The sequence below is a fragment of the Marinilactibacillus sp. GCM10026970 genome (genome assembly GCF_042660675.1).
GTDB lineage: Bacteria > Bacillota > Bacilli > Lactobacillales > Carnobacteriaceae_A > Marinilactibacillus.
Map to the genome: position 1 here is coordinate 1 of NZ_JBHSUL010000020.1, position 2,050 is coordinate 2,050.

The 2,050-nt window shown below is 34.1% G+C and carries 1 protein-coding gene; it reads left to right on the forward strand.

The window, feature by feature from the left end; translation table 11 throughout:
- The first annotated feature begins 244 nt into the window (after window positions 1-244).
- On the forward strand, window positions 245-1,534 hold the full coding sequence (locus ACFP65_RS06285) for an AI-2E family transporter (protein WP_379916953.1): 1,290 nt from the start codon (window positions 245-247) through the stop codon (window positions 1,532-1,534).
- The last annotated feature ends 516 nt before the right edge of the window (window positions 1,535-2,050 follow it).

The following is a 2,050-nucleotide window of genomic DNA, read 5'->3' on the forward strand; positions in this document are numbered from 1 at the left end:
GATTTGGTGTGGTAACTTTAGTCTATCAGAGAATCTCGCTTGTTTCATTTTACATAAAAATAGTGCTGGCGAATTCTCACCAACACTAGATATTATAGAACCAAAATAATAAGGTAAATGACCTCTTATCGAAGCATAACGATAAGGGGTCATTTATATATATATCACTTTACTCGATAAAAATACTTATATACTATAGAATAGGTATAAGTAAAAATAGAATCGCCAGAAAGTAGGAATAAAAATGAAAAAAACATCAAGGTGGATCAATTTTTTAGGAGGCTCTAGTTTATTCTTCACGTTAGGTATTTTGATTATGATTGGAGTTATTGTTTTAATATTCAATCAAGTAGATTTTATATTCTATCCGGTCGTTGTACTATTCTCTAGCGTACTTATGCCAGCAGTCATTGCCTTGCTGCTTTATTACTTATTAAATCCAATTGTCGACTTCTTGGAAAGCAAGAAGATCAAACGACTATGGGGTGTATCGATACTTTATGTAGTCATTATTGCAGTGATTGGAATATTGATTGGTACGTTGATTCCGCTCTTAAGAGGGCAATTTGAAAGCTTAGTCGAAAATTTTCCAAGTTTCGTAGAAATGATATCAAATACGGTATCAGGATGGGCGGCTAACTTACCATTTGGTCAAGATGTAGATACCTTTATTGAACAGGGAGAATCGTTTGTAGCGGATATCCCAAATAATATAAGTGAGTATTTAAATAGTGGATTAAGTGGTGTTTCATCTTTCGTGTCCAGTGTCACTAATGTTGTTGTTACCTTAATCACTTTTCCACTAATCCTATTTTTCTTATTGAAAGACGAGAAAAAAATGTCAAAAGCTGTACTATCTGCGGTGCCACCAAAATGGAGAGAAGATTTATTAAGAGTTTCAAGTGAAATCAATTCACAGGTAGGTGCCTATATAAAAGGGCAACTCATCATTGCAACTTCGATCGGTGTAATGATGTTTATTGGGTTCTCAATTATCAGACTGGATTACGCAATCGTACTTGCTATAGCAGCAGGCTTTTTATCGATCATACCGTATGTTGGTCCGACATTATCTTTTATCCCGGCGTTTGTTATTGCAGTCATTGATTCCTGGCAAATGGTTTTCTTATTAATATTAGTATGGATGGTCGTACAGTTTATAGATGGTAACTTGATTGAACCAAACGTTATGGGGAAACAACTAAATGTACATCCATTAACGATTATCATTGTACTATTGGTTATTGGAGACCTTCTAGGAATATTCGGACTTATATTCGGAGTACCAATCTATGCAATCTTGAAAGTTATCGTTGTCCATTTCTTCCAGAAATACAAAGAACGGTACAATAGATACTATGGAGATGTCGCAGGTGAGTATGAGATTAAATCAATCGAAGATGCTATTAGAGGGAAAGATCACGAAGATAGTCAATTCGTTAGAAATATCAAGAAGGCTAGAAGAAACAAGAAAAAAGAAGAAAATCGCATCGCTGAACAGGATGAAGAAAAGTCAGATGAGACTGAAGAGTAAGATGAAAAAGCTACTTCCAATTATGGAGTAGCTTTTTTTAAAAGTTTTTCAAAAAAACTGTTGACGAAATTGTAATAACTTGGTATTATTATTCTCGTTGCTGCAAAACAATTAAAGCAATGGTAAAGAAAGATATTTCGAAAAAAGTTTAAAATACTATTGACAATCTAGCTTGAATCAGATATACTTTAGTAGTTGTCACATCAACAGGTGTAACGCTTACAACAATCAGTTATAAAAAAACTTTTCAAAAAAGTTGTTGACATCAAAATGACAACGTGGTATGATGTATGAGTTGCTGTTAAAGCGACAACGACATAACACGAAGCAATAAAGAGTAGATCTTTGAAAACTGAACAAAGTAAAAACAACCAAATGTGCAGGGGTCTTCGATTCATTTATGAATCAAGACAACTAAACGAATGAACAAGGTTCATTCACAATTTTTAATCAATGAGCAAGTCAAACACTTAAAACGAGAGTTTGATCCTGGCTCAGGACGAACGCTGGCGGTAT